This window comes from Massilia sp. CFBP9026 (assembly GCF_034045165.1).
In the GTDB taxonomy this organism is placed as follows: Bacteria; Pseudomonadota; Gammaproteobacteria; order Burkholderiales; family Burkholderiaceae_D; genus Telluria; species Telluria arenae.
Window position 1 is genome coordinate 1 of sequence record NZ_JAXCWH010000003.1, and the last position, 22,831, is coordinate 22,831.

21 protein-coding genes are annotated in these 22,831 nt (G+C 66.6%); 11 read left to right on the top strand and 10 right to left on the bottom strand.

The features are described from left to right. Window positions 1–220 precede the first annotated feature (220 nt). The 3 genes from SOM28_RS08505 (at window position 221) to SOM28_RS08515 (ending at window position 5,603) form a co-directional block, all read left to right on the top strand. Entirely contained in the window at window positions 221–2,428 is a 2,208-nt protein-coding gene (locus SOM28_RS08505; RefSeq protein WP_123070584.1) for a metallophosphoesterase family protein, read from the top strand. 265 nt (window positions 2,429–2,693) lie between these two features. Further along, a complete protein-coding gene (locus SOM28_RS08510; protein WP_320467838.1) occupies window positions 2,694–4,523 on the top strand; it encodes a sensor histidine kinase in 1,830 nt (609 codons plus the stop codon). A 147-nt stretch (window positions 4,524–4,670) separates the two neighbouring features. After that, window positions 4,671–5,603 (top strand): glycine-rich domain-containing protein, encoded by a 933-nt coding sequence (locus SOM28_RS08515; protein ID WP_320467839.1) that lies wholly within the window; start codon window positions 4,671–4,673, stop codon window positions 5,601–5,603. 59 nt (window positions 5,604–5,662) lie between these two features. Here SOM28_RS08515 and SOM28_RS08520 read toward each other — a convergent pair whose 3' ends face one another. After that, window positions 5,663–5,935 carry a hypothetical protein gene (locus SOM28_RS08520; protein ID WP_320467840.1) on the bottom strand — a complete coding sequence of 91 codons (273 nt, stop codon included), beginning with the start codon at window positions 5,933–5,935 and terminating at the stop codon, window positions 5,663–5,665. A gap of 168 nt (window positions 5,936–6,103) precedes the next feature. Next, a complete protein-coding gene (locus tag SOM28_RS08525) occupies window positions 6,104–6,991 on the bottom strand; it encodes an NAD(P)H-binding protein (RefSeq protein ID WP_123071328.1) in 888 nt (295 codons plus the stop codon). 148 nt (window positions 6,992–7,139) lie between these two features. Here SOM28_RS08525 and SOM28_RS08530 point away from each other — a divergent pair, with 148 nt between their 5' ends. Continuing rightward, the gene (locus SOM28_RS08530; RefSeq protein WP_320467841.1) at window positions 7,140–8,168 is read left to right on the top strand and encodes a CDP-6-deoxy-delta-3,4-glucoseen reductase; all 1,029 of its coding nucleotides are present in this window, start codon (window positions 7,140–7,142) and stop codon (window positions 8,166–8,168) included. Window positions 8,169–8,244: 76 nt separating this feature from the next. Then, window positions 8,245–9,507, top strand: a complete 1,263-nt coding sequence (locus SOM28_RS08535; protein ID WP_320467842.1) for an MFS transporter — start codon at window positions 8,245–8,247, stop codon at window positions 9,505–9,507. Here the strand turns inward: SOM28_RS08535 and SOM28_RS08540 are convergent. Continuing rightward, a complete protein-coding gene (locus SOM28_RS08540; RefSeq protein WP_320467843.1) occupies window positions 9,504–11,120 on the bottom strand; it encodes a methyl-accepting chemotaxis protein in 1,617 nt (538 codons plus the stop codon). The two genes, SOM28_RS08535 and SOM28_RS08540, sit on opposite strands and share 4 nt — an antisense overlap. 311 nt (window positions 11,121–11,431) lie before the next feature. Here SOM28_RS08540 and SOM28_RS08545 point away from each other — a divergent pair, with 311 nt between their 5' ends. Then, entirely contained in the window at window positions 11,432–11,809 is a 378-nt protein-coding gene (locus SOM28_RS08545) for an HPF/RaiA family ribosome-associated protein (RefSeq protein WP_109344528.1), read from the top strand. Between the two features lie 40 nt (window positions 11,810–11,849). On the opposite strand, the gene SOM28_RS08550 is transcribed toward SOM28_RS08545, so the two are convergent. Then, entirely contained in the window at window positions 11,850–12,662 is an 813-nt protein-coding gene (locus SOM28_RS08550; protein ID WP_320467844.1) for a helical backbone metal receptor, read from the bottom strand. A gap of 114 nt (window positions 12,663–12,776) precedes the next feature. Between SOM28_RS08550 and SOM28_RS08555 the strand changes: the two genes are divergently transcribed. After that, window positions 12,777–13,739, top strand: a complete 963-nt coding sequence (locus SOM28_RS08555; protein ID WP_320467845.1) for a GGDEF domain-containing protein — start codon at window positions 12,777–12,779, stop codon at window positions 13,737–13,739. 96 nt (window positions 13,740–13,835) lie between these two features. Further along, window positions 13,836–15,281: an exodeoxyribonuclease I gene (sbcB, locus tag SOM28_RS08560; RefSeq protein ID WP_147933969.1), complete on the top strand. Its 1,446-nt coding sequence runs from the start codon at window positions 13,836–13,838 to the stop codon at window positions 15,279–15,281. A gap of 152 nt (window positions 15,282–15,433) precedes the next feature. On the opposite strand, the gene pyrF is transcribed toward sbcB, so the two are convergent. After that, window positions 15,434–16,258: an orotidine-5'-phosphate decarboxylase gene (pyrF, locus tag SOM28_RS08565; protein ID WP_320467846.1), complete on the bottom strand. Its 825-nt coding sequence runs from the start codon at window positions 16,256–16,258 to the stop codon at window positions 15,434–15,436. 149 nt (window positions 16,259–16,407) lie between these two features. On the opposite strand from pyrF, the gene SOM28_RS08570 reads away from it, so the two are divergent. From SOM28_RS08570 to SOM28_RS08580, 3 genes are read left to right on the top strand one after another with little or no spacing between them, the layout of a single operon-like run. Next, a complete protein-coding gene (locus tag SOM28_RS08570) occupies window positions 16,408–17,019 on the top strand; it encodes a LemA family protein (protein WP_123071532.1) in 612 nt (203 codons plus the stop codon). Window positions 17,020–17,025: 6 nt separating this feature from the next. Continuing rightward, a complete protein-coding gene (locus SOM28_RS08575) occupies window positions 17,026–17,865 on the top strand; it encodes a TPM domain-containing protein (protein WP_320467847.1) in 840 nt (279 codons plus the stop codon). Further along, window positions 17,865–18,377 carry a TPM domain-containing protein gene (locus tag SOM28_RS08580; RefSeq protein ID WP_123071534.1) on the top strand — a complete coding sequence of 171 codons (513 nt, stop codon included), beginning with the start codon at window positions 17,865–17,867 and terminating at the stop codon, window positions 18,375–18,377. The genes SOM28_RS08575 and SOM28_RS08580 overlap by 1 nt, the downstream gene beginning before the upstream one ends. On the opposite strand, the gene SOM28_RS08585 is transcribed toward SOM28_RS08580, so the two are convergent. From SOM28_RS08585 to SOM28_RS08605, 5 genes are read right to left on the bottom strand one after another with little or no spacing between them, the layout of a single operon-like run. Next, window positions 18,367–18,984, bottom strand: a complete 618-nt coding sequence (locus tag SOM28_RS08585) for a hypothetical protein (protein WP_123071535.1) — start codon at window positions 18,982–18,984, stop codon at window positions 18,367–18,369. The genes SOM28_RS08580 and SOM28_RS08585 overlap by 11 nt on opposite strands. Further along, window positions 18,981–19,493 (bottom strand): RNA polymerase sigma factor, encoded by a 513-nt coding sequence (locus SOM28_RS08590; protein WP_320467848.1) that lies wholly within the window; start codon window positions 19,491–19,493, stop codon window positions 18,981–18,983. The genes SOM28_RS08585 and SOM28_RS08590 overlap by 4 nt, the downstream gene beginning before the upstream one ends. Next, window positions 19,493–20,671: an ABC transporter permease gene (locus tag SOM28_RS08595; protein ID WP_320467849.1), complete on the bottom strand. Its 1,179-nt coding sequence runs from the start codon at window positions 20,669–20,671 to the stop codon at window positions 19,493–19,495. Before SOM28_RS08595 ends, SOM28_RS08590 begins: the two co-directional genes overlap by 1 nt. Beyond that, entirely contained in the window at window positions 20,668–21,402 is a 735-nt protein-coding gene (locus SOM28_RS08600; protein WP_147933976.1) for an ABC transporter ATP-binding protein, read from the bottom strand. Before SOM28_RS08600 ends, SOM28_RS08595 begins: the two co-directional genes overlap by 4 nt. A gap of 10 nt (window positions 21,403–21,412) precedes the next feature. Then, window positions 21,413–22,798: an alpha/beta fold hydrolase gene (locus SOM28_RS08605; RefSeq protein WP_320467850.1), complete on the bottom strand. Its 1,386-nt coding sequence runs from the start codon at window positions 22,796–22,798 to the stop codon at window positions 21,413–21,415. Window positions 22,799–22,831: the final 33 nt, after the last annotated feature.

Consider the following 22,831-nt stretch of genomic DNA (forward strand, 5'->3'; position numbering starts at 1 on the left):
GCTTCGAGGGCAACTTCTTGTTTGTCATGTAAATCCTCCCGGGGCATATTGTCCCCTATTCGGAAGTCCATGAAACCCGGACCATCTCAACCTGACCCCGGCTTTTGTGACCCCGGCTTTTGGTTGGGAAGGCAAAGGTGACGCTTTGTTTAGAATCTTGTAACAAAGCGGTCATGCAAGAATGCAATCATCCCGGCCATCTTTCTGTCCGGAGCCTTGCATGTCCCCCTTACGCTCGACCCGCTTTCGTTTGACCCGCGCCGCTTCCTGCGCCGCCGCCCTTTCCCTGGCCCTGCTGGCCGGCTGCAGCCCAAGCGATCCATCCGATCCCGTCGCGACCACGCCGCCACCGCCGCCAGTGCAGACGCCGGACCCGGCGCCCGCTCCGGTGCCGACGCCGGTCGCCTTCATGAGCGACGTGCACTTCCAGAACGTCTACGGCGACTTCAAGAACAGCCAGTTCGCCGGCATCCCGACCAAGGATGGCAAGAACGCGACCATCCGCACCATGTACGCGCAGCTGACCTCGACGCGCCTGTTCAACGAGAACTACTTCGCCTTCTTCGCCGCGCTGGACGACGCCTACGCCAAGGGCATCCGTGTCGTGGCGCTGCCGGGCGACTACACCGACGACGCCCAGCCGATGAACGTCGACGGCATCGCCGAGATCATGAAGACCTATCAGGCCAAGGGCATGCGCTTCTTCCTGGCGCCGGGCAACCACGACCCGGTCGAGCCCTACGACGACAACGAAGCCGGCAAGAACGACTTCCTGACCAAGGAAGGCAAGGAACAGAAGATCTACGCCACCGGCAATCCGGCCTGCGTCGCCAAGGACCCGACCGTGATCTGCACCGACCAGATCATGGAACAAGGCACCGAACGCCTGATGACCAAGATGGCGGAATTCGGCTTCATGCCGAACAAGGCCGACCTGCTGTGGGAAACCCCGTTCAGCAAGTACGCTGGCGGCAAATACAGCTATGACGAAGCGCTGGCCCAGGCGGCGGTGAAGAACCGCCAGTTCGAGATCTGCCTCGAAGGTTCCGGCGGCGCCTACAAGGCGGCCGGCGAAGCCAAGCTGGGCAAGGCCTTCACCAAATGTACCGAGATGATCGACAGCACCTACCTGGTGGAACCGGTCAAGGGCCTGTGGCTGCTCTCGATCGACGCCAACGTCTTCGTCCCCAACGCGAAGTTCGATCCGGCCAAGCCGCACGACTTCAAGGGCTACGATGGCGCCGGCAACGCCGGCTGGAACAAGGTGATCACCCACAAGATGTTCCTGATGGACTACATCAAGTCGGTCGCCGCCCGCGCCAAGGCGGAAGGCAAGCAGCTGATGGCCTTCTCGCACTACCCGACCATGGACTTCTACGCCAACCAGACCTCGGCCATGAAGGCCGTGTTCAAGTCGGGCGCCTTCCAGACCGCGCGCGTGCCGGACCAGACCGTCGCCAACGCCGTGGCCGCGACCGGCCTGCGCCTGCACGTCGGCGGCCACATGCACTTCAACGGCACCAACGACCACCAGGATGCTGGCGGCAACTACCTGGTCAACGTCCAGTCGCCGTCGCTGGCGGTGTATGGCGCGGCCTACAAGATCGTCACCTATAAAGACCAGGACACGATCGACGTCCAGACCATGCCCCTGAACACGGTGCCGCGCTTTGCCGAGCTGTTCCCGCATTACGTGGTCGAGAACGACTACCTGAAGGGCAGCTCGGTCCCCGCCGACGCCGCCAAGCGCTGGGACCGCGACATCCTCGAGACCCGTTCCTACGGCGAGTACACCCATCAGTACTTCGGCGAACTGTCGCGCCTGCGCTTCATGGACGAATACTGGCCATGCGAGATGAAGGAAGCGGCGATGGCCCTGAATGGCAAGCAGATGCTGATCCTGTCGCAGCTGCAGACGAAGGTAACCCTGGCCCAGCTGAAGGACGCGCCCGGCGTCGTACCATTGACCGCAGCCTGCGCCGCACCGGGTACCGCAACCGGCACCGCGGCGCCGGCCTCGACCCTGGCGACCGACTGGGCCGACGCCACCGCGCGCGCCGACAAGCTGGCCAGCGCCGCCGGCCTGCGCCTGGACGACTTCGCCGCCATCTCGGCCTATGATTTCTACGGCGACTTCCACCGCACCGTGTATGCGGGCGAACTGGCCCTGCGCGACATGGGCCAGCAGCGCGTGAACCAGTACAAGCTCCTGATGGCCGCCTTCCCCGCCACCCCGGCAGCCATCGTCAAGGTGGGCGACAAGCCCTCCGACCAGAACCCGGTGCACGTGCCGTTCCAGAACCAGTTCAAGCAGGTGTTCGCCATCCTCAAGGGCCTGGGTTCGGCCAAGCCGAGCGACCATTTCACGGTGGACCTGAAGGGCAAGAAGGTCAGCAACGCCAGCAATAATGGGCTGAGCTTCAACTGATCGCCGCCGGCTAACCGCCAGCCCGAAAGCGCCGCGCCCTATGGCCGCGGCGCTTTTTTATCGAAGTAGGCGATGCCGCTCCCTGCAAGCTGCATCCGCAGCCACACCGCAAGACGTCGTGTTTTTGTAAAACCTAGTAAACCTGATAGCTCCTGTCTCGCCAGACATTGCTTAGCGTATTGATCGTAGGGATCGACGCCAAGCGCGCTTGCCTGCCATCCAGCATTTTCGAGACCACTGCATGCCGCCAGATCGTCCCCCCGGAATGTTTGCGCCAGCCACGCTGATCACAGGCGTACTGCTGTCGCTGGCGTTCGGTACCGGTGTTTATTTCGCCACGGCGGAGGCGATCGAAAGCGATGCCCACACGCGGTTTCGCGGCATGGCGCGCGCCGCCCAATACAATATCGATACCCGCATCAAGAGCTACGGCGACATCCTGCGCGGGGCGGCAGGGCTGTTTCGCATCAATCCCGACACCAATGCCGACCAGTTCCGCCAGTACGTCGACCAGCTCGGCATCAAGCGCAACTTCCCTGGCATCGTGGTCATCAACTACGCACGTGCGGTACGCGCCGACGCCCTGCCCGCGCTCAACCAGGAGTTGCGTGCGCGCCTGCTGGAACACGGCGTGCTGCGATTCGAACCCCTGCATCCGTCGGCCGACCGCGACACCTACACGGTGCTGCTATTCATCGAACCCCTGTCGCAGGACCTGTACGAAAAACTGGGCCTGGACCTCGAGATACGTGGGGCGGTCCGGCGCGAGCTGGCGCGTGCGCGCGACAGCGGTGTGCTGGGCTCGTCCGGCACCCGCATCACGCTGCGCCCCGGTCCCAACCAGAATGCGCTGGCGCTGCGCCTGCCGGTCTACCGCGGCCCCTTGCCCGCGGCCAGCGTGGAAGAACGGCGGCTGGCCTATGTCGGATCGGTCGGACTCGGTTTTGGCGTCACGCCGCTGGTCAGCGGCGTACTCGATGAGTTCCCGGTCGAAGGCGTGCGCCTGATCCTGACCGAGTTGACGGAACTGTCGCGCGAGCCGGGCGAGCCAGTCCCGCGCGCCATCCTGTATGACAGCCTGGCCACCGACGCGCACCCCAAGCCAGCGCCGCCGCCGGACGACAGCAGCGTGTTCGCGGCCAGCCTGCCGATCGAGTTCAACGACCGCGTGTGGCGTGCCGACTTCAGCATCGCCAAGTCGGCGCTGTACACCCGTTTCGACATGTACTACCCGTGGCTGGCCGGCTTCGCCGCCGCCATGAGCGCGGCCCTGCTCTACGCCCTGTTCCAGACCCTGGCCTCGTCGCGCCGCAACGCCCTGCGCATGGCCGAGGAAATGACGCGCGAGCTGCGCGCCAGCCAGGCCAAGCTGCAGGCCAGCCACGAAAAACTGCGCCTGCTGGCGGCGCACGCCGAGCAGATCAAAGAAGGCGAACGCAAGCGCATCGCGCGCGAGATCCACGACGACCTGGCCCAGAACCTGCTGGCGCTGAAGATCGAGGCCGAACTCCTGGCCAATCGCACCCGCGGCGGCCACCGGCGCCTGCACGCGCGCGCCGACGCCACCGTGCGCCAGATCGACGTCACCATCCGCAGCGTGCGCCAGATCATCAACGACTTGCGTCCCAACGTGCTGGACCTGGGCCTGTCGGCGGCGGTCGACTGGCAGGTGGCCGATTTCGCGCGCCGCACCGGCATCGAGTGCGAACTGGTCGACGACGACGGCGAGCATCGCATCGACGACCATTGCGCGACCGCCTTCTTCCGCATCCTGCAGGAGTCTCTCAACAACGTCGCCCGGCATGCGCGCGCGACCAGGGTCAGGATCGCCTTGCAACAGCAGGCCGACATGCTGACCATGACCATCCGCGACAACGGCGTCGGCATGCAGCCGGGCAGCCGCAACCGCCACGGATCGTTCGGCCTGGTCGGGATCGAGGAGCGGGTGGGCATCCTGGGCGGCTCTTTCTCGATCAGCAGCGGACTCGATTCGGGCACCACGGTCGTGGTCACGATCCCGGTGGTCAGCATGTGCGTGGACGTGGGCATGGACTTTTATCCGGGCAAGACGTCACCGGTCGCGGTAGCGGCCTGAAATGCACGGCAATGTCCGAATGACTGTTGCCAGAAGCCAGCAATGCCACCGGCATTTGAGCAACCTCAACAGTTACTCTGACGGACCGCAGGACAATTCCTATAGCTGCCACAGGTCAACACACCGGAATCCTTCCTTTTATCGAGCATGCAGGAGGCCATCACCGACCATTCAGCAGCACAAGCGCAGCAAATAAGCGCAACACGTCAACAGGGATGTAGCAACACCAACGTCTACAACACTAAACGAGGTGAAACGATGTCGACCAATACCGAATTTTCCGTCTTTGAAGCACTCGACCTGGCCCCGATCAGGATGAAACTGATGCACGTGGAATCGGGCGAAGGCTGGTCCGAACACCGTGTCAACGCCGTCGAGGCCGAGTATCGCCGTTTCCTGTTCCTGATGAAAAAATACCCGGACGGGGGCGCGTCGCCGACTTTCGATGTCGACACGTTCTGGCATTACCACATCCTCGACACCATGAAGTACGCCCGCGACTGTGAGGCCACCTTCGGATTCTTCCTACATCACTATCCGTATGTTGGCATGGGCGCCGGCGCCGACAACGGCGAACGCCAGCGCGCTGGCGACCGCATGCGCGAGTTGTACGAAGCCGAGTTCGGCGTGGTCGTCAAGGGCGACGCGGCGTTCTGCGGCATGCCCAACAAGCAAGCCAGCGATACCGCGTTCTGCGGCATGCCCAACAAGCAGGCCAGCGACACCGCGTTCTGCGGCATGCCCAACAAGCAGGCCAGCGATACCGCGTTCTGCGGCATGCCCAACAAGCAGGCCAGCGATACCGCATTTTGCGGCATGCCCAACAAGCAAGCCAGCGACACCGCGTTTTGCGGCATGCCCAACAAGCAGGCCAGCGACACCGCGTTTTGCGGCATGCCCAACAAGCAGGCCAGCGACACCGCGTTTTGCGGCATGCCCAACAAGCAAGCCAGCGACACCGCGTTTTGTGGCATGCCCAACAAGCAGGCCAGCGACACCGCATTTTGCGGCATGCCCAACAAGCAAGCCAGCGACACCGCGTTTTGCGGCATGCCCAACAAGCCCCTGCAAACCGCCTGATTTTCCAGTTTGACCCTCGCAGCCGGGATGGCAACCATGCCGCCATCCCGGCTGTCGTTTCATTCGGCGAGCGCCATCCCTGCTTCGCTACCCTTCCTGATCATCAGCGCACGCAATTCGCCGATGCTGAAATCGCTCTCCTCGTGCATGCGGATCAACAGCGTGGCCCCGATCGGCAGCGTGCTGTGGCGGATCTTGCTGATCACGGGTGGCGCGACTTCGAGCAGCCGCGACAGGGCGGCGTCGTTCTTCAGGCGCAGGCGGGAAATGATGGCGTCGAGGACCCGGTTGGGGTCGTACTCGGCGCCGGGTGGAAGGCGGCGAATCGGCATGGCTCTTTCAGTATTATTGTTAATTTGCTATTTAACACGTTGAACCGCGAAAAATTAGCAGAAAAAGGCAAACCGTAATTATTTATACGGCTGTTTTCGCGGGACGCGAAATTATACAGATAGTCGATAAATAATGTTTACTAATCCATGAAGGTGTTCTTGTGGGCCTCATGGGGCCCGGCGCAGGCGCGCCAGCGTCGTGGCAACGTCGGGATGGCGCAGGCGCACCCGCAGTTCGCGGCGCAGGCGCGTGTCGTCCAGCTGCCGCGATTCCGACATGAAGGACAGCAGCATCGGCGACACCGCGGTTTGCAGTTCGGCGCGCGCCAGGCGCGGCGGGCGCTGCATGCCGAAGGCATCGGCCACGGCATCGAAATAATCGGCCATCTTCATGCGCGTGCGGTCGACCGCGTGCACCACGCGCCCGGGCCGTCCGCGCAGCAAGGCCGCCAGCACGATGCGCGCCAGGTCGTCGGCGTGCACGTGGCTGGTGTAGACGTCGTCCTCGACGCGCAGCGCCGGCGTGCCCTGCTCGAGCCGGCGCAGCGGCAGGCGGTCGTCGGCATAGATGCCCGGCACACGCAGGATGGCCAGCGATGCGCCGGTGGCCAGGGCCCACGCGCGCAGCACGCGTTCGGCGTCCACGCGCCGCCGCGCGCGCGCATTGCGCGGCGCCACCGGGCGGTGCTCATGGACCAGCGCGCCGCCGCAATCGCCGTACACGCCGCTCGTGCTCACATACACCATGCGCTCGACCTGTCCCAGCGCCGCCGCCAGGTGGCGCGTGCGCCGATCGTGCTCGCCATCCGCCTGCGGCGGCGCCAGGTGCAGCACCCACGGCGCCAGCCGCCCCAAGCGCGCCAGGGTCGCCGGGCGGTCCAGGTCGGCCACCACCGGCACCGCGCCCAGCGCGCGCAACTCCGCGCGGCGCTCGGGCTGGCTGGTCAGGGCGAACACCCGGAACCTGCCGGCCAGCAGCGGCAACAGGCGCATGCCGACGTCGCCGCAACCGACGATGAGCAGGCGGGGACGGGCGAAAGGGGCGCGTTGGGACATGGGTTCGTGGCTGGACATTGCGGATCGCGGCACTTTAGCACAGGGCCGTGCCCGGCAAATCCGGGCCCAGTGTAAAATAGCGCCCTGCTACGGAAAACCGCCATCGGATCAACCACTTGCGCCAGTGCGCACCTACCTCAGACTTCGCATGACCTTCCAGATCACCGTCCAGCCCAGCGGCAGCCAGTTCACCTGCGAAGCCGATGAAACCGTCCTTTCCGCGGCCATCCGCGCCGGCATCGGCCTGCCCTATGGCTGCAAGAACGGCGCCTGCGGCTCGTGCAAGGGCAAGGTGCTCGATGGCGCGGTGGAGCACAAGCCGCACCAGCAGCGCGCGCTGTCCGACATCGAGAAGACCGCCGGCATGTCGCTGTTCTGCTGCGCCGTGCCGAGTGGCGACCTGGTGATCGAGGCGCGCGAAGTGGGCGGCAGCTCGGACTACCCGCTGCGCAAGATGCCGACCCGGATCGCCGCCATCCGCCGCGCCGCGCCCGACGTCGCGATCGTCAACCTGCAGCTGCCGGCCAACGAGCTCCTGGCCTACCGCGCCGGCCAGTACATCGAATTCCTGCTCAAGGACGGCAAGCGCCGCGCCTACTCGATCGCCAACGCGCCGTCGTTCGAAGGCCCGCTCGAACTGCATATCCGGCACCTGCCGGGCGGCCTGTTCACCGACCACGTGTTCGGCGCCATGAAGGAACGCGACATCCTGCGCTTCGAAGGCCCGCTGGGCACCTTCTTCCTGCGCGAAGAATCCGACAAGCCGATCGTGCTGCTGGCCTCGGGCACCGGCTTCGCGCCGGTCAAGGCCCTGGTCGAGCACCTGATGCACCTGAAGTCCACCCGCCCGGTGCGCCTGTACTGGGGCGGTCGCCGCCCGCAAGACCTGTATATGGACGAACTGTGCCGCGCCTGGGAAACCACGCTGCCCGACTTCACCTACGTGCCGGTGATCTCGGACGCGCTGCCCGAGGATGGCTGGACGGGCCGCACTGGCTTCGTGCACGCGGCCGTCATGCAGGACGTCATCGATCTGTCGGGACACCAGGTCTACGCCTGCGGCGCCCCGGTGATGGTCGATTCGGCGCGCCGCGACTACACGGCCCTGTGCGGCCTGCCGGAAGACGAGTTCTTCGCCGATTCGTTCACCACCGAGGCGGATCTGGCGGGCGGTTGATCCGCCGCTGGCGGCGCCGACGCGGCGCCGCATCTTCGGGCACAATGACGGGTTCTCCCGTCGCCCCGAACAGTCCATGTCCCTGCTGTCTCCCTCCGGCCGCCTCGGCGTCCTGCGCAACCGCAATCTCGCCTTCTATCTCTCGGCGCGCTTTCTCGCCACCTTCGCCGTCCAGATGCAGAGCGTGGCGATCGGCTGGCAGGTGTACCAGATCACCGGCAGCCTGTTCGATCTCGGCCTGATCGGCCTGGCGCAGTTCGCGCCGTTCCTGTTATTTATCCTGTGGGCCGGCCACGTGGCCGACCGCTACAACCGGCGCCTGATCGTCATGGCCTGCATGGCGGTGCAGCTGCTGTGCAGCGCGCTGCTGATCGCGTTTACCGCCAGCGGCAGCACGGTCGTGTGGCCGGTGTTCGCGATCCTGGTGGTGTTCGGCAGCGCGCGCGCCTTCATGATGCCGGCCTCGCAGGCGGTACTCAAGAACCTGGTGCCCGACCGCGAGTTCAGCCAGGCGGTGGCGCTCGGTTCCTCGACCATGCACGTGGCGATGATCCTGGGACCGATCGTCGGCGGCCTGCTGTATGTGTTGGGCGCGCAGGTCGTGCACATGACGTCCGCCAGCCTGCTGGCGCTGGCGGTGCTCTTGATGACGAACACGCGCAGCATCCAGCAGATCATCAACAAGGCGCCGGTCAGCTGGCACACCCTGCTCGAGGGCCTGCGCTTCGTGCGCTCGCGCCCGATCGTGCTGGGCGCCATCTCGCTCGACCTGTTCGCGGTGCTGTTCGGCGGCGCCACCGCCCTGCTGCCGGCCTACGCGCACGACGTCCTGGGCGCCGGGCCCACCGGCCTCGGCTTCCTGCGCACCGCACCCGGCGTCGGCGCCGCCCTGTGTTCGATCACGCTCGCGATGTTCCCGATCACGCGCCGGGTCGGGGCCTGGATGTTCGGCGGCGTCGCGCTGTACGGCGTGTGCGTGATCCTGCTGGGCCTGACCGACAGCTTCCCGGTCGCCCTGGCCGCCCTGTTCCTGCTCGGCGTGGGCGATATGGTCAGCGTCTACATCCGCCACCTGCTGGTGCAGTACGAGACCCCGGACGAGATCCGCGGCCGGGTCAGCGCCGTGAACTCGGTGTTCATCGGCGCCTCGAATGAGCTGGGCGAATTCGAATCCGGCGTCACCGCCGGCTGGCTGGGCCTGACGCGCGCCATCCTGCTGGGCGGCGTCGCCACGCTGGTGGTCACCGGGCTGTGGGCGGTGCTGTTCCCGGTGCTGTCAAGGATGGACCGCTTCCCGCACCACGAGAAGGAGCGCGAGAGCCAGGCTCCCGCGCCTTAGGCCACCGCCAGCGCGCGCTGCTGGTACGCCGCCGCCGCCGGACGGGCCGCGCCGGCATTGCGCTGAGCGGTCCCCAGGTTGAACACGCTGACCGTCTCGGCCAGGCGCGCCGACTGTTCCTTCAGCGACTGGGCGGCGGCCGCCGCCTCTTCCACCAGGGCCGCGTTCTGCTGGGTCACCGCGTCCATCTCGGTCACCGCCTGGTTGATCTGCTCGATGCCGTTTTCCTGCTCGTGGCTGGCGACCGTGATTTCGCCCATGATGTCGGTGACGCGCTTGACGCTCACCACGATCTCGTCCATCGTCGCGCCGGCCTGGGTCACCAGGCGGCTGCCTTCGTCGACCTTGTTCACCGAGTCGTCGATCAGGGTCTTGATCTCCTTGGCCGCGCTGGCCGAACGCTGGGCCAGGTTGCGCACCTCGCTCGCCACCACCGCGAAGCCGCGGCCCTGCTCGCCGGCGCGCGCCGCTTCGACCGCCGCATTCAGCGCCAGGATATTGGTCTGGAAGGCGATGCCGTCGATCACCGAGATGATGTCGACGATCTTGCTGGCCGACGCATGGATGGCGCCCATGGTTTCGACCACGTCGGACACCACGGCGCCGCCGCGGATGGCGACGTCGGAGGCCGAGCGCGCGAGACCGTTGGCCTGGCGTGCGTGTTCGGCGTTCTGCTTGACGGTCGAGGTCAGCTCTTCCATCGACGAGGCGGTTTCTTCCAGCGAACTGGCCTGCTGTTCGGTACGGCTCGACAGGTCGAGGTTGCCCGACGCGATCTCGTCCGAGGCGGTGGCGATGGTGTCGGTGCCTTCGCGCACCTGGCTGACGATGTCGCGCAGGTTCGTGTTCATGTCTTTCAGCGCGCCCAGCAGCTGGCCGGTTTCATCCAGCGAGGTGACCTCGATGTGGCTGGAGAGGTCACCGGCGGCGACGGTGCGCGCGACTTCCACGGCGCGGTTCAGCGGGCCGGTGATCGAGCGGGTGATCAGCCAGGCGATGGCGACCGCCGCGATCAGGGCGAAGGCGCCGACGCTGAACATCAGCACGCGCGCCTGCGCATAGGCGTCGCGTCCCCGCGCCTGGTCTTCATTATTGCGCCTGCTCTGCAGCGTGATGATGTCGTCGATCGAGGTGGTCCAGCCGCGCATGGCGGGCACGAACTCGTCGCGCAGGAAATCCCGGCCGGCATCGAGGTCGTTCTGCCGCGCCAGCGCTTCGCCCTTGGCGATCAGCGGCAGCACCTTGGCGGCGGCCGCGGCGGTACTGGCAAGCTGGGCCTTGCCTTCGTCGGAAGTGATCGACCCATCCAGCAGTTTGGCGCCAACCTCGTAGGCTTCGCGCGCCTTGGCGATCGCGGTCGACTGTTCCTGCATCTGGGCCTCGTCCGAAATGATCGTCATGTCGCGCACGGCGATCGAGATCCGGCGCAGGTTGTCGCGCATGGTACTGGCGGCATCGATGCGCGCGTTGTTCACTTCGACGACCTTGACCAGCAAATCGTTCATGGCGCTCAGTTTTTGAACGCCAGTGGCCAACACGACAGCCAACAGCACAAGTACCAGGCCAAAGGCGAGCGCCAGGCGCTGGCCGATTTTCAGTTGCTTCAATTGCATCTTGTTATTCCCGTTCCTGTCATTGCATCGGCCGTGTAACGCGACAGGCGTCTGCGTGTTTTTATCGGTTTTTACACGCGCAACCTTTTCGAATCTTGTGACTTTCAAACTCTGAAGTGAAACAATTCGATAGAATTGGCGATCGAAGGCAATTCTAGTAGGACTCTTCCTACAAAACGAGCAAATAATTTCTATGTGGCAATTCAGCAACATCGATAAAGAATTGGAATTAGCAAGACGCTAACAATGCGGACGCGGCGAAAATCGCGAGAGGTGTAAGATGAAGCCGTAACGACTTACAGGAGCCATCCATGCAGATCAATGTAAATACCGATAACACCATCAACAAGCATCAGGGCCTGGACGAGCACGTGCAGGAAGTCGTGCGCACCTCCATCGGTCGTTTTGGCGACCAGGTCAACCGCGTTGACGTTCACTTGAGTAACGAGAACAAGGAAAAGAAGGCGGACGGCGGCAATTCGTGCATGCTCGAAGCACGCCTGACCGGCATTGCGCCGATCGTCATCCACGAGCACGCCACCGACCTGCACCAGGCCATCAACAACGCCGGCGGCAAGCTGGCGCGCGCCCTCGACAGCGCGATCGGCCGCCTGCAGGACAAGCAGCGCGCCGCCTCGATCACGCACACCGAAGATCCAACCGCCGACAAGCACCTGACGGATATGTGATCGTGACCCAATGAAGCGCAGGCCCGTCCGGGCCTGCACTTCAGCCTGCACTTCCTTCCAGCATTGCCCTCACCTCGCGCAGATAGCGCAGGCCCGCCAGGGCCCGGCTTCCATACCACGACATCATCTCGCCATCGACCAGCAGCACGGGAATCCCGATCTGCTTTTCCAGCGCGTCCGCGTGCGCCTCGGTAAACCGGTAGGGTTCGGTCGACAGCAGCACGGCGTCGAGCCCGTCCACCAGGGCTTCGGACCAGTCGAACCGGGGATAGCGCGCCGCCCCCAGCTCGGGCACGCGCCAGCCCAGTTCGGCCAGCATGGCGGCGATATAGGTGTCCTTCGACACGCTCATCCACGGGTCTTGCCAGATGCAGTACAGGACCGTGCGCGCGGGACCACGCGCCAGCGCGCGTAGCCGCGCCAGTTCATCCTCGAAGTCCGCGCACCAGGACGCGGCCTGCTCCCGTGCGCCGAAGACGCCGCCCATCAGCCGCGCCAGCGCCAGGTTATCCTGCGGGACCAGCGGATGCGTGACCACCACGTGCGGCACGAACTGCGCCAGCGCATCGACGGTGGGCTTTTCGTTCTCGTCGATATTGACCACGACGTGGGTCGGGGCCAGCTTGCGGATCTTCTCGAGGTTGACGTCCTTGGTGCCGCCCACCTTGGGAATGTCCGCCACCACCGCCTTCGGGTGGATGCAGAAACCGGTGCGGCCGACCAGCCGCGACGCCAGGCCGAGGTCGCACAGCAGCTCGGTGATCGACGGCACCAGCGACACGATGCGCGCATCCGGGACCGGCCGGTGCGCGTGTCCGAGCGCATCGATCAGCGAATTGTCAGAATCACTCATGCCGTTATGTCACCATTGTTGTTTAAGGCGCGCCGAATACGCATTCCAGGTCCGATAGGCTATCATTTCAATGCTGTAAGGACTCAACCTTACGCGATTCGCTCGAGGCCCCACTTGGAACACATCGGCACCTTCGGTGCTTCCCATACCACCATCCGCGACCTGCACCTGTTTCGCGACGAGACCGACCCTGCCATCGCCGCGATGGTGGCCGGCTGCGCCGTCGTGCGCATGGCGCGCGGGCGCCGCATTGACAATGGCGGCCAGGCGCGCCTGTACATCGTGCTGTCGGGCGTGCTCGAGATCGCACCCGACGCCCATGCCGGCGACGAGGGCAACACCAGCCGCATCCTGCCGGGCGAGAGTGTCGGCGAACAGGCGGTGCTGGACGATGCGCTGAACCTGGCGGCGATGACGGCGCTCGAGGACACCGAACTGCTGGTGATCGAATCCGATATGGTGTGGACGCTGATCGAGCGTTCCGGCGTGCTGGCGCGTAACCTGCTGCGCCTGCTGTCCTTCCGCATCCGCGCCACCAATGCCCTGCTGCGCCGGCGCCAGAAGCTGGGCGAATTCTACCGCCAGCTCTCGCTCAACGACCCGCTCACGGGCCTGTACAACCGCGCCTGGCTCAACGAGATGCTGCCCAAGCTGGCCGCGCGCGCGGCCACCGACGGCAGCCCGCTGTCGCTGGTGATGATCGACCTCGACCACTTCAAGCGCTTCAACGACACCCACGGCCACATCGCCGGCGACGCAGCACTGGCCGCGGCCGCGAGCGTGATCCGCGGCGCGCTGCGCCCATCCGACTTCGCGGTGCGCTATGGCGGCGAAGAGATGCTGGCCGTGCTGCCCGACACCACGCCTGACATGGCGACCGGGGTGGCCGAACGCCTGTGCCTTCGCCTGCGCCTGGCCGTCGTATTCCCCGATATGCGCCTGCCGCTGCCGCACCTGACCGGCTCGTTCGGCGTGGCCAGCCTGATGCCAGGCGGCGACGAGCGCAGCCTGCTGGCGGCGGCCGACGCCGCCCTGTACCGCGCCAAGGAAGCGGGACGGGACCGCGTCTGCGCCTGACGCATTGCTCCAGACCTTTGCCGCCGGCCGTGACTGATCCGCGCGGATGTGCCACCATGCCGGTTGACGCCGTGATGGCAGCCTTTATAACAACACATGAGCACGCATACCTTCCTCTGGCACGACTATGAAACCTTCGGCGCAGTGCCGCGCCGCGACCGCCCGGCCCAGTTCGCTGCGATCCGCACCGACGCCGACCTCAACGAGATCGGCGAGCCGATCATGCTGTACTGCCAGCCGGCCAACGACTTCCTGCCCGACCCGCAATCCTGCCTGATCACCGGCATCACCCCGCAGCACTGCCTCGAACAGGGCGTCCCCGAACACGAATTCGCGCGCCATATCGAAGCCGCCTTCAGCGAGCCGGGAACGATCGGCGTCGGCTACAACACGATCCGCTTCGACGACGAGGTGACCCGCTTCCTGTTCTGGCGCAACCTGATCGATCCCTATGCGCGCGAGTGGCAGCACAACTGCGGCCGCTGGGACCTGCTCGACGTGGTGCGCATGGTGTACGCGCTACGCCCGGAAGGCATCGAATGGCCCACCCGCGAAGACGGCAAGCCGAGCTTCAGGCTGGAGCACCTGAGCGCCGCCAACGGCCTGGCCCACGAAGCGGCCCACGATGCGCTGTCCGACGTGCGCGCCACCATCGCGCTGGCGCGCCTGATCCGCGCCAAGCAGCCGCGCCTGTTCGACTTCTGCCTCGAGCTGCGCCGCAAGGACCGCGTCGCCAGCGAGATGGGGCTGCACCTCGACCCGGGCCAGCGCCAGCCTTTCCTGCACGTGTCCGGCATGTTCCCGGTGGAGTACGGCTGCCTGGGCCTGGTCTATCCGCTGGCCCAGCATCCGACCAACAAGAACGAAGTGCTGGTCTGGGATTGCCGCCACGACCCGTCCGAACTGTTCGCGCTCGACGCCGACACCATCCGCACCCGCATGTACACGCGCGCGAGCGAACTGCCCGAAGGCGTGACCCGGCTGCCGATCAAGAGCGTTCACTTGAACAAATCGCCGATGCTGGTCGGGAACCTCAAGACCCTGCGGCCCGAGCTGGCCACGCGCTGGGACATCGACCTGGAGCGCGGCCGCGCGCACGCCGCGCTGGCGGCCGGCGGACCGGACATGCGAGCGATCTGGGCCCAGGTGCTGGCCAAACCCGGTGCGGGCGAAGCGGTGGACGTCGACGAAGACCTGTACGGCGGTTTCGTCAGCCGCGACGACCGGCGCCAGCTGGAGTCGCTGCGCATGCAGAAGCCCGAGGCGCTGGCAAAGCGCGTCAGCTTCGAGGACGAGCGCTTGAACGAACTACTATTCCGCTATCGCGCGCGCAACTTCCCGCACACGCTATCGGAAGACGAGATGCAGCTGTGGGAGGCGCACCGGGCGGCGCGGCTGTTCGAAGGCGCGCATGGGGCGCGCACGGTGGACCAGCTGTTTACCGAGATCGATGCGCTGTCGGAGACGGCGGACGAGCGTGCCGAGGAGATTCTGGGGGCGCTGTACGACTATGCGGAGTCGATTGTGCCGGATCGGTATTGAGCTGGGGGCTGCTCTAATGACTTGGGTTCCCGCCTCCGCGGGAACGACGTTGTTGGAGTGTGGGGTGAGCGTTGGCTTCAACTTCGACCACTCCCCTCGGCACGTCGTTCCCGCGAAGGCGGGAACCCAAGTACTCAAGCCCCGCCGCGCTATCAGCCGTGCCGATGCGCGTTGATCGCATCGCGCGTCTCACGCGCCACGCGCCGCGCCGCCGCCGCGAAATCCTCGCCCTCCTGCGGCGTCGCATACAGGATCGCGCGCGACGAATTGATCATCATGCCCGCGCCATCCGCCGTGCGGCCCGCCTTGACGGTCGCCTCGACGTCGCCGCCCTGGGCGCCCACGCCCGGGATCAGCAGCGGCATATCGCCGATCAGCTTGCGCACCTGCGCGATCTCGTCCGGGAAGGTCGCCCCCACCACCAGCGCGCATTGGCCATTGCGGTTCCATTTTTCGGCGACCAGCTGGGCCACGTGCTGGTACAGCGGACGGCCCGCCACGTCCAGGAACTGCAGGTCGGAACCGCCCGCGTTCGAGGTCCGGCACAGCACGATCACGCCGCGGTCCGGCCATTCCATATACGGTTCGACCGAATCGAAGCCCATGTAGGGGCTGACCGTCACCGCGTCGGCGCCATAGCGCTCGAAGGCTTCGCGTGCGTACTGGTGGGCGGTGGCGCCGATGTCGCCACGCTTGGCGTCCAGCACCAGCGGGATGTGCGGGTAGGTGGCGCGCAGGTAGGCGCAGATTTCTTCCAGCTGGTCTTCGGCGCCGAGGGCGGCGAAATAGGCGATCTGCGGCTTGAAGGCGCAGGCCAGGTCGGCGGTGGCGTCGATGATGGCCCTGCAGAACTGGACGATGGCGTCCGGCTGGCCCTGCAGATGGGCTGGCAGGCGCGCCAGGTCCGGGTCGAGGCCGACGCACAGCAGCGAATCGTTGCTGGCCCATGCGGCGGAAAGTTTGTTGATGAAATTCACCTCTAGCCCCTTGTATCTTTGTAAATGCAAACCCATTATTGTACCCGCCGGCAGTCCATCGCCGCCAGTCGGCGCCCGCCCGGACGCCCAAGCATGTCTGTTTCAGGTATATTTTGATCATTCGACAACTTGTACACACAAACATCATCATGACCAATTCCTTCTTCTATCGCTGGACCCGTCTTCTCGGCGGCGCCGTCCTGGCAGGCGCCCTGCTGTCCGGCTGCGGCTACAACGACTTCCAGACCAAGGACGAGGCCACCAAGGCGGCATGGAGCGAAGTGGTGAACCAGTACCAGCGCCGCGCCGACCTGATCCCGAACCTGGTCAACACCGTCAAGGGCTATGCCTCGCATGAAAGCGCCACGCTCGAAGCGGTGACCCGCGCCCGCGCCCAGGCCACCAGCTTCCAGATCACGCCCGAGGTGCTGAACAACCCCGAGGCCTTCCAGAAGTTCCAGCAGGTGCAGGGAGAACTGTCGGGCGCCCTGTCGCGCCTGATGATGGTCTCGGAAAAATACCCCGACCTGAAGGCCGATACGAGCTTTCGCGACCTGCAGTCGCAGCTGGAAGGCACGGAAAACCGTATCACGGTGGCGCGCCAGCGCTATATCGCCTCGGTCCAGGATTACAACGTGACCGTGCGTCAGTTCCCCAAGAACCTGACGGCGATGGTGTTTGGCTATGACACCAAGCCCTCGTTCACCGTCGAGAACGAGAAGGCGATTTCGACCGCGCCGACGGTCGACTTCGGCAAGTAAGCCGGCATGACCGCACTGTCGCGTTTCTTCTGCATCCTGCTGCTGGCGCTCGTAACCGGGTTTGCCACGACGGCGCCGGCTTTTGCCCAGCTGCAGCCGGTGCCGACGCTGACCACGCGCGTCACCGACCAGGCCGGCATGCTCGACGCCGCCCAGCGCCAGCGCCTGGAAGCGGTGCTGGCCGACTATGAGGCCAAGACCGGCAGCCAGATCGCCGTGCTGCTGGTGAAGTCGACCGAGCCCGAGGCGATCGAGCAGTACAGCATCCGCGTCACTGATGCCTGGAAGCTGGGCCGCAAGGGCGTCGACGACGGCGTGCTGCTGCTGGTGGCGCGCGATAACCCCAGTGCGCTGCGCCGCCTGCGCATCGAGGCCGGGCGTGGCGTGCAGGGCGTGCTGACCGACGCCCAATCGAAACGCATCCTGCAGGACGTGATCGCGCCGCACTTCCGGCAAGAACACTATTACGAGGGCCTGGTCGCCGGCGTCGGCGCCATCGCCACCCTGCTCAACCAGGAAGCCTTCCCGGCGCCGCCACCGCAACAGCAGCAGCGCCAGGCGGCGAATGACGGTGGCTTCCCGCTGTGGGCGATCTTCCTGATCATCATCGGCGCCTCGATGCTGCGTTCGGTGTTCCGGCCACGCCGCGGACGCACCGTCGGCACCCGCCGCGGCCAGTCGCACTGGGGCAGCGCCACCACCGGCTTCGTCCTCGGCAACATCATCGGCAATATGAGCCGCGGCGGCGGCGGCGGTTTCGGCAGCAGCGGCGGTGGCTTCGGCGGCGGCGGCTTTTCGGGCGGCGGCGGCAGCTTCGACGGCGGCGGCGCCTCGGGAGACTGGTAATGGGATCGATGACACACAAGATGCGCCGCGCCTGGCGCCACTGGAAGAGCAGCGCCAGCGAGGCGAAACAGGCCTTCCCCGACACGACCCTGGACGCGATCGCCGAAGCGATCGACCTGGGCGAACAGACCCACCGCGGCGAGGTGCGCCTGATCGTCGAGAAGGCCCTGCCTTTCGAAGCGGCCTGGGAAGGCGTCACCAACCGCCAGCGCGCGATCGCGCTGTTCGCCGACTACGGCGTGTGGGACACCGAAGACAATTGCGGGGTGCTGATCTACGTGAACCTGGCCGAGCACAAGATCGACATCGTGGCCGACCGTGGCATCGACCGCAAGATCGACGCCGCCACCTGGCAGGCCGTGTGCCGCACCATGACCGAGGGTTTCAGGCAGGGCAGCTTCCATGAAGCGACCCTGGCGGCGGTCAAGCAGGTCAACGAGCTGCTGCGCCAGCACTTCCCGGCCAGCGGCGAGCGGCCGAACGAGCTGCCGGACCGGCCGCTCATGCTGTAGTCGTCCGATCCTGCGTCCCGTCCTGCGGTTCGTCCAGCCATTCGCGCGCCAGGGCGTCGACTTCGGCCAGCTCGGCCTTCATGCGGCGCGCCTTGTCGCGCGCCCACAGCAAGCCGCCAGCCAATAGCATCGTCACCACCGCCGTACTCCACGTGGCCGACCAGGCGTCGCGCGCCGTGAACAGGGTGATGAATGGGGCCGGTAGCATGGGGAAGGTCGTCCAGCGCGTCAGCCGCACCAGCCGCAGGCTCAGCAAGGCGCGGCGGCGCCGCAGCCCGAGCCAGTCGCGCAGGCTGGCGCCAGCCGGCTCGCGCAATGCGGCCAGGCGGGTCCAGGTGAAGCTGATCATCACCACGACCATGAACAGCAGGAAGTACACCCACCACAGCAGCATGTAGCCGTTGGCCGTCGCCCGCGGCCAGTCCCGCACCAGCATCACCACAGCGACCAGCGCCAGCGCCCACTCGCCGGCAATCGTCCATATGATCAGATGGCGCTGGCGCCGCGCACGCGCGATCATCGCCGTCACGTCCGGCATCGGCGGAGCCGCCGGCGCATCCGCGCCCCAGGCATCCTGCAGCCTGGCCCATTCATCCGCATCGTTCATCGTTCCTCCAGCCTTTCCTTGAGCGCGGCCTTGGCGCGGTTCAGGCGCACGCCGACATTATTCACCGAGATGCCGAGCAGCTGCGCGATCTCTTCATAGGACATGCCTTCCAGCGCCAAGAGCACCAGCTGACGCTGCCCCACCGGCAGCTGGCGCAATGCCGCCAACAGGCGTTGCTGCTGCTGGTTCAGGCCGGCCAAGGCTTCCGGCCCCGGTTGCTGGTCGGCCCATTCTTCGTCCAGCTCTTCGTGCTGCGGCTGCGCCACCGCGCGCATCACGTGGGTGGCGCAGCGCCGGTGCGCGACGCCGAGCACATAGGTCTTGATGCTCGATTCGCCGCGAAAGGCCGGCAAGGCTTGCCACACGGCGAGCATGATGTCCTGCACCAGGTCGTCGCGCGCATGGCGATTGCGCTCGAAGCTGGCGGCGAAGCGCACCAGCATGCCGCCATGCTCGGCCATCAGGCGCTTGAACTCGCGCTTGAACTCGATATCCTGCGAACCTGCCATCACAGCCCGAACACGAAGCGTTCGCTGCCCAGGCGCCGGCTGCCGAAGGCGATCAGCAAGGCAGTAGCGCCAAGGCAGCCGGCCACCGACAGCGCCAGCATCTGCGGCGCCGGCGCCCCGCCGCTCACCAGCGCGCCCAGCTGCGCGTGCTGGCTGAACAGCGGCAGCAAGTGAGCGGCGGGCGGGGACGCGGCCCCGAGCTTCTCCACCATCAGCAGCATCGGCGCCAGTTGCAGCAGGTTCAGGTAGATCTGGCCTTCCTTGTGGGTGCGGGCGTGCAGCGCCACCACGCATTGCAGGGCGCCCACCAGCAGCGCCAGCGGCAACAGGATCAGCAGCATCTGCGCCTGCATCGCCGCGTCCGGCGAGAAGGCCATGCCCACTTCGTACAGCGGCAGGCGCTCGAGGGCGACCACCGACAGCAGGAGCGCGGCGGCGCTGCTCACATAGCCGAACAGCGAGGCGGTCAGCCATTTGCCGATGAACAGCGTGCCCGGCGCCACCGGCTGCGCCAACAAAGCCTCGAGCGAGCGCCGTTCGCGTTCGCCGCCGGTCGCGTCCAGCGCGACATGCGAGCCGCCGACGAACAGGCCGAGCAGCCAGAACAGCGGCAGCGCGCCCAGCACCAGCGCCGTGCGGCCGCCCTGCCCGCCCATGTCGCGCAGCTCGAGACGCAAGGCGCCGGCTCGATCCGGCGCCACGCCGGCGCCCAGCAGGCGCTGTCCCGACAGCTGGGCGCCATAAGCGCTGACCAGCGCCTGCACGCGCTGGGCCTGGCGCCGCGCGTCGTCGTTGGACATATCGGCCCACAGGGCCAGCGTGGCCGCGCGTCCCCGTGCCAGATCGCGCGGAGCCTCGGTCGGTACCTCGAGCACGACGGCGCCGGGCAAGCGTGCGAGCAGGCTGTCCGGCGCCTCCTCGCTCGCCTGCAGCGTGACCCCGGCGGCTTCCAGGTGACGCACGAGTCCCGGCGCGTGAGCCGCGCCGACCAGGTGCAAGGGCCGGCCGCCGGCGTCGACCTCGGACGCGATCAGCGCCTTGAGCACGCCCGCCAGCACGAAGGGGCCGAGCAGCGCGAACAGCAGGCCGGCCATCATCGAGCGGCGATCGCGCACGGCGTCCATCACCTCTTTCGACACCACGATCCACAAACTCTCAACGAATTTTTCACGCCTCATGCCGCAATCCCCTCATCGCTGCCAATCACTTCCACGAAAGCCTGTTCCAGGCCGCTGCTGCCGGTCTGCGCCAGCAGCGCCGGCGTCGTCCCCGCAAAGCGCACCCGGCCGGCCGCCAGCACCACCACCTGGTCGCACAACTGGGCCGCTTCCTGCATCACGTGGGTCGACAGCAGCACCGCCGCGCCACGCGAACGCGCCCGCACCAGGGCCTCGCGCACGGCGCGCGTGCTCATCACGTCCAGGCCGCGCGTGGGCTCGTCCAGCACCAGCACGGCAGGATCATGCAGCAAGGCGCGCGCCAGCGCCACCTTGATGCGCTGGCCGGCCGAAAATCCCTTGCAGGCGCGCCCCGCTTCGGCCTCCAGTCCCACCTCCTGCACCACGCGCTCGATGGCGCGTTCGAGCATGGCGCCGCGCATGCCGTGCAGGCGGCCGAAGTAGCGCAGGTGGTCGCGCGGCGTGAGCCGCTCATAGAGCCCGAATTCATCGGTAACGATGCCGAGCCGGCGCCGCGCGGCGAGCGGCGCACGCGTCACGTCGATGCCGTCGATGGCGACCGTGCCGCTGTCCGGCGCCAGCAGGCCGTACAGGATGCGCAGGCAGGTCGACTTGCCGGCGCCGTTGGGGCCGAGCAGCGCGGTGATGGTGCCGGGCCGCGCGGTAAAGCTCACCTCATCCAGGGCCTGCAAGGCCTGGAAGCGTTTGCCGATATTGTTCACGACGATCATGGTGCGCTCCTTACAGGGTGGGCTGGCCATCGGCCAGCACGAACGGCGGACGGCGGATCGCCGCCAGGCAGGCGCCATCCACGGCGGCCGGGTCGGCATGCTCGAGGAAGGCGGCGATCAGGCGCGGCGCGCAGCCGGCGCCGCTGAAGGTATGGCCGGCGCCGGCGGCCACCAGCACCCGGCTGTGGCGCAAGGTGCGGGCCGCCAGGTGGGCGTTTTCGGGCGGCGTGACCGGATCGAGGCCGCCCGCCAGCAGCAGGGTCGGCACGTCCGAGACGACGGCGCGGGTTGCATCGGCGGCCGGCGTGGCGGCCGGCCATACCGAACACCAATCGCGCCAGCCCCTGGCATAGGCTTCGCCGAAACGGCTGCCGGCGCCGTCGTCGCGCATCGCGGCGGCATGGGTGAACGGCGCTTCTTCGGCGCACAGCACCGACAGCGTCTGGCCAAAGGTCATGCCTTCCAGGCTCCAGCCGGCCAGGGCATCGTACAGGGCCAGCATTGGCTGCGGCCGGCCATTGGCGGCGGCGTGGATGGCGTACGGCAGCACGCTGGCATGCTGGGCGCTGTACATGGCGCCGCGCAGCAGTTGGGGCACCGCCTCGGCCTGGTGCGGGCCCAGGCTCGGCAGCGCCAGCACGGCGTCAAGATCCTGCGCCAGGTTCGGGAAAGCCCTGGCGCAGCCCTGATCTGCCGCGCAGTCGGCCAGCAGGCGCTCGAGCGCGGCCTGGGCGTGACGCGACGACAGCAGGATGCGGGCATTGGGCGGCGCCACCGAATCGAGCACCATGCCGCGCACGCTGCCGGGATAGCGCCGCGCATACATCAGCGCGGTGCGGGTGCCGTACGAACCGCCCCACAGGCTGAACTGGCGGTAGCCGAGTGCGCGCCGCAGGTCCTCGAAATCGGCCAGCGCGGCTTCGGTATGGAAGTGGCGCGGGTCGGCGTCGAGTCCCGCCAGGCAGGCGCGCAGGGCCGTCTGCGCGGCGGTCGTGTCGCCTTGCGCGATCTCCTGTTCGGGCATCGGGCAACGCAGCGGGTTTGACCTGCCGGTGCCGCGCTGGTCGACCAGCAGGATGTCACGGCGCTTCCTCGCTTCACGGAAGGCGCTGGCCAGGAGCGGCCCGTAATCCGTAGCGGCCTGGCCGGGACCGCCGGCCAGCACCAGCAGCGGGTCGGGCGCCGCCGGTTTCGCGGTGGCCTTGATGCGGGCGAAATGGATGGTGATGCGGCGGCCGGCCGGATTGGCGCGGTCTTCCGGCACCTCCAGCGTGCCGCACTCGACCCGCTCGGGGAGGTGCGGCAGGTGGCAGGGTTCCAGAGCGGCGGCCATGCTGGAATACAGCAGCATCGCCAGGAACAGGGTCCAGGCAAGGGCGAGATGCTTGCGGGTCATGTTTGTTTTCGTTGTGGTGGAGATACCCGGTGA

What these genes read in the sequence shown, in the direction of transcription:
- SOM28_RS08530 (WP_320467841.1), top strand. Translation starts at nt 7,140, where the DNA reads ATGACCTTCCAGATCACCGTCCAGCCCAGCGGCAGCCAGTTCACCTGC.
- SOM28_RS08545 (WP_109344528.1), top strand. Translation starts at nt 11,432, where the DNA reads ATGCAGATCAATGTAAATACCGATAACACCATCAACAAGCATCAGGGC.
- SOM28_RS08580 (WP_123071534.1), top strand. Translation starts at nt 17,865, where the DNA reads ATGGGATCGATGACACACAAGATGCGCCGCGCCTGGCGCCACTGGAAG.
- SOM28_RS08590 (WP_320467848.1), bottom strand. Translation starts at nt 19,493, where the DNA reads ATGGCAGGTTCGCAGGATATCGAGTTCAAGCGCGAGTTCAAGCGCCTG.
- SOM28_RS08520 (WP_320467840.1), bottom strand. Translation starts at nt 5,935, where the DNA reads ATGCCGATTCGCCGCCTTCCACCCGGCGCCGAGTACGACCCCAACCGG.
- SOM28_RS08600 (WP_147933976.1), bottom strand. Translation starts at nt 21,402, where the DNA reads ATGATCGTCGTGAACAATATCGGCAAACGCTTCCAGGCCTTGCAGGCC.
- SOM28_RS08605 (WP_320467850.1), bottom strand. Translation starts at nt 22,798, where the DNA reads ATGACCCGCAAGCATCTCGCCCTTGCCTGGACCCTGTTCCTGGCGATG.
- sbcB (WP_147933969.1), top strand. Translation starts at nt 13,836, where the DNA reads ATGAGCACGCATACCTTCCTCTGGCACGACTATGAAACCTTCGGCGCA.
- SOM28_RS08510 (WP_320467838.1), top strand. Translation starts at nt 2,694, where the DNA reads ATGTTTGCGCCAGCCACGCTGATCACAGGCGTACTGCTGTCGCTGGCG.
- SOM28_RS08540 (WP_320467843.1), bottom strand. Translation starts at nt 11,120, where the DNA reads ATGCAATTGAAGCAACTGAAAATCGGCCAGCGCCTGGCGCTCGCCTTT.
- SOM28_RS08505 (WP_123070584.1), top strand. Translation starts at nt 221, where the DNA reads ATGTCCCCCTTACGCTCGACCCGCTTTCGTTTGACCCGCGCCGCTTCC.
- SOM28_RS08595 (WP_320467849.1), bottom strand. Translation starts at nt 20,671, where the DNA reads ATGAGGCGTGAAAAATTCGTTGAGAGTTTGTGGATCGTGGTGTCGAAA.
- SOM28_RS08550 (WP_320467844.1), bottom strand. Translation starts at nt 12,662, where the DNA reads ATGAGTGATTCTGACAATTCGCTGATCGATGCGCTCGGACACGCGCAC.
- SOM28_RS08535 (WP_320467842.1), top strand. Translation starts at nt 8,245, where the DNA reads ATGTCCCTGCTGTCTCCCTCCGGCCGCCTCGGCGTCCTGCGCAACCGC.
- SOM28_RS08570 (WP_123071532.1), top strand. Translation starts at nt 16,408, where the DNA reads ATGACCAATTCCTTCTTCTATCGCTGGACCCGTCTTCTCGGCGGCGCC.
- SOM28_RS08585 (WP_123071535.1), bottom strand. Translation starts at nt 18,984, where the DNA reads ATGAACGATGCGGATGAATGGGCCAGGCTGCAGGATGCCTGGGGCGCG.
- SOM28_RS08575 (WP_320467847.1), top strand. Translation starts at nt 17,026, where the DNA reads ATGACCGCACTGTCGCGTTTCTTCTGCATCCTGCTGCTGGCGCTCGTA.
- SOM28_RS08515 (WP_320467839.1), top strand. Translation starts at nt 4,671, where the DNA reads ATGCAGGAGGCCATCACCGACCATTCAGCAGCACAAGCGCAGCAAATA.
- SOM28_RS08525 (WP_123071328.1), bottom strand. Translation starts at nt 6,991, where the DNA reads ATGTCCCAACGCGCCCCTTTCGCCCGTCCCCGCCTGCTCATCGTCGGT.